The organism is Pseudarthrobacter albicanus (genome assembly GCF_018224015.1).
In the GTDB taxonomy this organism is placed as follows: Bacteria; Actinomycetota; Actinomycetes; order Actinomycetales; family Micrococcaceae; genus Arthrobacter; species Arthrobacter albicanus.
The window spans coordinates 1-4,001 of the sequence record NZ_JAGPOT010000158.1; the positions used below are offsets into that span (position 1 = coordinate 1).

General features: G+C 62.6%; 5 protein-coding genes. 3 read left to right on the plus strand and 2 right to left on the minus strand.

Annotation, left to right across the window (positions count from 1 at the left end):
- Positions 1-402: 402 nt before the first annotated feature.
- Both J9611_RS20980 and J9611_RS20985 read right to left on the minus strand, forming a co-directional pair.
- Positions 403-687, minus strand: a complete 285-nt coding sequence (locus J9611_RS20980) for a hypothetical protein (RefSeq protein WP_211883097.1) — start codon at positions 685-687, stop codon at positions 403-405.
- 521 nt (positions 688-1,208) lie between these two features.
- Positions 1,209-1,388 carry a DUF2188 domain-containing protein gene (locus J9611_RS20985; protein ID WP_246528124.1) on the minus strand — a complete coding sequence of 60 codons (180 nt, stop codon included), beginning with the start codon at positions 1,386-1,388 and terminating at the stop codon, positions 1,209-1,211.
- 100 nt (positions 1,389-1,488) lie between these two features.
- Between J9611_RS20985 and J9611_RS20990 the strand changes: the two genes are divergently transcribed.
- The 3 genes from J9611_RS20990 (at position 1,489) to J9611_RS20995 (ending at position 3,574) form a co-directional block, all read left to right on the plus strand.
- Positions 1,489-2,523 (plus strand): AAA family ATPase, encoded by a 1,035-nt coding sequence (locus tag J9611_RS20990; protein ID WP_211883099.1) that lies wholly within the window; start codon positions 1,489-1,491, stop codon positions 2,521-2,523.
- Between the two features lie 403 nt (positions 2,524-2,926).
- Positions 2,927-3,019 (plus strand): hypothetical protein, encoded by a 93-nt coding sequence (locus J9611_RS22850; protein WP_372447828.1) that lies wholly within the window; start codon positions 2,927-2,929, stop codon positions 3,017-3,019.
- Between the two features lie 348 nt (positions 3,020-3,367).
- Complete coding sequence (locus tag J9611_RS20995; RefSeq protein ID WP_211883103.1) at positions 3,368-3,574, plus strand: hypothetical protein; 207 nt, start codon at positions 3,368-3,370, stop codon at positions 3,572-3,574.
- Positions 3,575-4,001: the final 427 nt, after the last annotated feature.

Sequence of the window (4,001 nt, forward strand, 5' to 3'; positions counted from 1 at the left end):
ACGGGGCCTGGATCATCGCCTGACCGGTCGGGGCCGGTAGCCCTGCCCCTGGCGCGGGCCCTCATGGCCCCTACAAGACCTCAACGGCCCCGCCAATATCCCCAAATGAGTGAAAACCAAACCACCGCATCCCCCCGACAACCGCCAAGCCGCCGGCCCAGGCGCCAAAGCTCCCGAACCGGCAACTCAAATAGCCCTTAGTTCAGCAGAGTCCTAGGCCGCAGGTCGGGCCACAGCGTCAGTGTCCAGATCAGCCGCGCCGTCGACCGCATCTGCTTGTAACGTTTTCCGGCGTCGCCCCTGAATTGCGGGAGAGTCACGGAAGCCATGTCATTGGTCCCGCCGTAATAGTTTTTCCATGCCCAAAAAGATCAGAACAGATGTTGAGGAGAACTTGTGCAATCAGACATCTCCTGTCGAGCAACGCTTCGCTTTGTCGAAGAATGGCAGCAACTCGAGGGGCTTCTCGTCGAACTTCGATTCGGGGGAGTCACCCAACGCCGTGGCCGTGTTGACACGGTCATGCCCGATGCCTCCGGGCTCTGGCTGGCAGCCCACGCAGCCGATCAGCGCACGTTCGTTGACCAGGCCAGCGGCTATGAGATCTGGGTGAGCGACACCGTGGGAGTTGGGCCTCGTGATTCTCCTGATGAGACACGTGGTCCAGTATGACGAAATATCGTCCATCAGCGGACTCTTCCGGAGATCGAAGGAGCCAGGGCAGGGCGGGCTTCGTCCTGATCCTGGAGCTGGCCAATTTGGGGTGTATACAAAGTACACACTTTGGGCTTCGGATCGGGTCGTACTGGGGTCGGATCGGGCCGGATTCCGTATGTTTCGGGAGAGTCCAGTGTTTGCGGGGGAACGAATGCAGTTCGAGTCCCACCTCGGGCACAGTGTTTCCGCAGGCCAGGGGCCCTTTGGGCCTCGGCCTGTGCACAAATCTTCTTTTATCGGCCCCTTCAGGGGGCCTTTTTTGTAGGCGGTCGCTGCTGGGCGGGACGGCTCCCTTCCTTGGGTTTTGGCGACGACTCTGGGCTTGTTACTTCTTCATGGTCGTTCGGTGGCTGGGCGACATGACCTGCTCGGGGGAAGAAGGAATATGTTTCTTGCCCGAGAAGCCCAGCTTTACTGCCGGAGGCCGGCACCGAAATAGCCGGCCCTTCTTGTTTCACCGACATCGCTGCGCGATGGCGTGAACTGCCGGATCAGCCCGGGACATTCCGGGGATCATTGCCGTAGCTGTTCTTGGAGCCGATCTTTCCGTCCTGGTTCTTGATGACGTGCTCCACCTTGTCGGCCTGGGCAGCGTCCCGACCTGCAGCTTCTGCCTCATCCTTGGTGCCGTAGTCAGCACCGAAAGCACGGCCAGTGCCCGCATTATCCAACGGAGACTGCCTGTACCGCGTGAGTACTACGACCAAAAGGGAGTTGATACTGGTGAGGCCAACCCCACCCCGGTCGGGAATCGAGTACTACAGTGGATGCATGGCTGCCAGTCGCAATCCGCTCGACGACCTGCGCGAAACCATCGGCCATCTGACCGATCAGCTCAGGCTGCACGGTTCGGAGCGCGTCGACGACCTGGTCGGCGATCTCATCGGTGCGAGGCCCGGGCCGGGCCGGCCGCTGTCCGAGGTGCAGGCCGAGCTCGACGCGCTGGTCGGACTGGAGACCGTGAAGGAACAGGTGCGGGCCCTCGTCGCACTGCTCCAGGTCCAGGCCCGCCGTAAGACGCACGGCCTGCCGGAGGTGGCCACATCACAGCATCTGGTGTTCCTCGGAAACCCGGGCACGGGCAAGACCACCGTGGCGCGGCTCCTGGCCGAGATGTACCGCGCGGTCGGTCTGCTGCAGAAAGGCCACCTGGTCGAGGTCGACCGTTCGGGCCTGGTGGGGCAGTACGTCGGCGCGACCGCCATCAAGACGGACCGGGTGATCCGGCGTGCGCTGGACGGCGTCCTGTTCATCGACGAGGCCTACGCGCTGGCCCCGGAGGACGGCCGGATGGACTTCGGCCCCGAGGCGATCGAGGTCCTGCTCAAGCGGATGGAGGACCACCGCCACCGCCTGGTCGTGATCGTGGCCGGGTACCCGCGGCTGATGGAGTCCTTCTTGCTCTCGAACCCCGGACTGCGCTCCCGGTTCGCCCGCGAGATCACGTTCCCCGACTACTCCGTCGACGCACTCCAGACGATCTTCCACCAGATGCTGGCCCAGCACGAGTACACGCTGGAGCCGGGTGCGGACCAGATGCTGCGCCGCATCCTCACCGGGCTCCACGCGGGCGAGGACTCCGGCAACGCACGGTTCGCCCGCACGCTGTTCGAGCAGGCGCTCAACCGCCAGGCGCTGCGGCTGTCGCTCGACGAGGAACAAAGTCTCGACGCGCTCGATCGTGAGGCCGTCATGACGCTCACCGCGGACGACATCGTCGAGGCCGCGCTGGCCTTGGGCGAGGAGCCGGAGCCGGAACCGACGCCGGAACCGGAGCAGTCACGCTGGTGGCGCTGGCTGGTCTGACCGGATCTGCGGCGGCTGTCAGGCGAAGGCCCGTCCCGCCCCCGAGCGGGAAAAAGCACAACTATTCCACTGTCGTGCAACCGGAGGACAGCTTTCCTACCCACCCCAAGCTTGCTCCCTACGGCCCTGGACCCCCAACGGTCGCAAACAGCGCCACCGCGGCTTCGCGCTGCTCCTCAGACAACGAACTGCCCTTAAACATGAAACTGCTCCCCGTAAGTTAGAACTGAATTTTCAGTCCAACTTACGGGGAGCAGTTCAGAACGGATTCGGGGCCCACGGGCGTAGCTGCCTGCTAGATGCCGGCAGCCTCGCAAATCGCTGCGGGGCCGGATCCAACCTGCTTGTGGCGATAATTCAAAGACTCGCGATCCGCTACTGACGTGGGACTCTCCTCTACGCACTGTCAATGATTACGCGTTACAGGCCCGTGCTGTGGACGGAGATCATCGACGTCAATCGATCGTCCCTGGCGGTGCCTCTGGAGACCTGCTAAGCAAGGCCGTGGAGTCTGTTGCAACGTACACACATGCGACTCTGACCGCTACCGAAGAAGCGTTGTTCGAGGCTGAGCCATATCGGGCCTCGCCTAAAGCTAAAAACGTTGCCACCCGGGAACATCCCTTCCTTGTTTCAAGGCACCTCTGACAACCATGGCGAGAACCCGGTGTCACACGAGATAGTCGGCGCTATCGGACTACTGCCGGTCCGGGTGGCTGGTGAAGGCCGGCGGGACGCTGGTTCCGGGCGTATCTGCCGCCGGATGGGGAACCGTAAGCAGGCTTACGGGTTCGCCGCCCGGGTGCTAGCGTGAAGATGCCACGACAGGATCCAGGAGGCCCTTATGAACGCTGAAGAGGTCGAGAAGGAACGCCAGGACGACGATACATCTACCGGGCAGAATTTGTCTGATTCCGAAGTCGGTAGTCAGGGTGGCAGTATTCCCAGCTCGGGGGATGGCGTAGGGATCGGCGCGGGCGCGGAGCCCAATACGTTCGAGCCGGAAGAGGATCCGGACGCCACCGACGACAGCGGCAGTTCATCGGGGTAAATCTCCGCGCCAAGGTGGGCGGATCACCGACGCGAGTGCATCTTGCTGTCACCATGCGTTACCGCGTTGCGCCCCTGCGCTGCGCTGCCTTTCCAGGGCGCCGCACCGGTGCCGGATCCCCGACAACATTCCACGTCCGAATCCGAAGCGCCGACTGGTCAGCGTTTAGGCGCCGAAGAGGTCGCCGGAGGGTACTCCTCGCCCGTGTTTCCGGGGATTTTTGAGACGCCGATAACCTGCCCTTCGTCAACCTGAGGGTGAGGAGGGGTAGAGGCCGGACCTGCCCGCGGGATGGGGGACCTCAATTTGTGTCCTGTCTCACCTAAAGTGACGCAATCTCAAGATAGTTGGAGCATTGGTCGGGTTTGTCTCAAGTTAGTTGAACCATTGGCGTGGTGCGTTTCACTTTAGGTGACGCATCCGGCCG

Coding starts and splice junctions, on each gene's coding strand:
- J9611_RS20995 (WP_211883103.1), top strand. CDS start 3,368: ATGAACGCTGAAGAGGTCGAGAAGGAACGCCAGGACGACGATACATCT.
- J9611_RS20990 (WP_211883099.1), top strand. CDS start 1,489: ATGGCTGCCAGTCGCAATCCGCTCGACGACCTGCGCGAAACCATCGGC.
- J9611_RS20980 (WP_211883097.1), bottom strand. CDS start 687: ATGGACGATATTTCGTCATACTGGACCACGTGTCTCATCAGGAGAATC.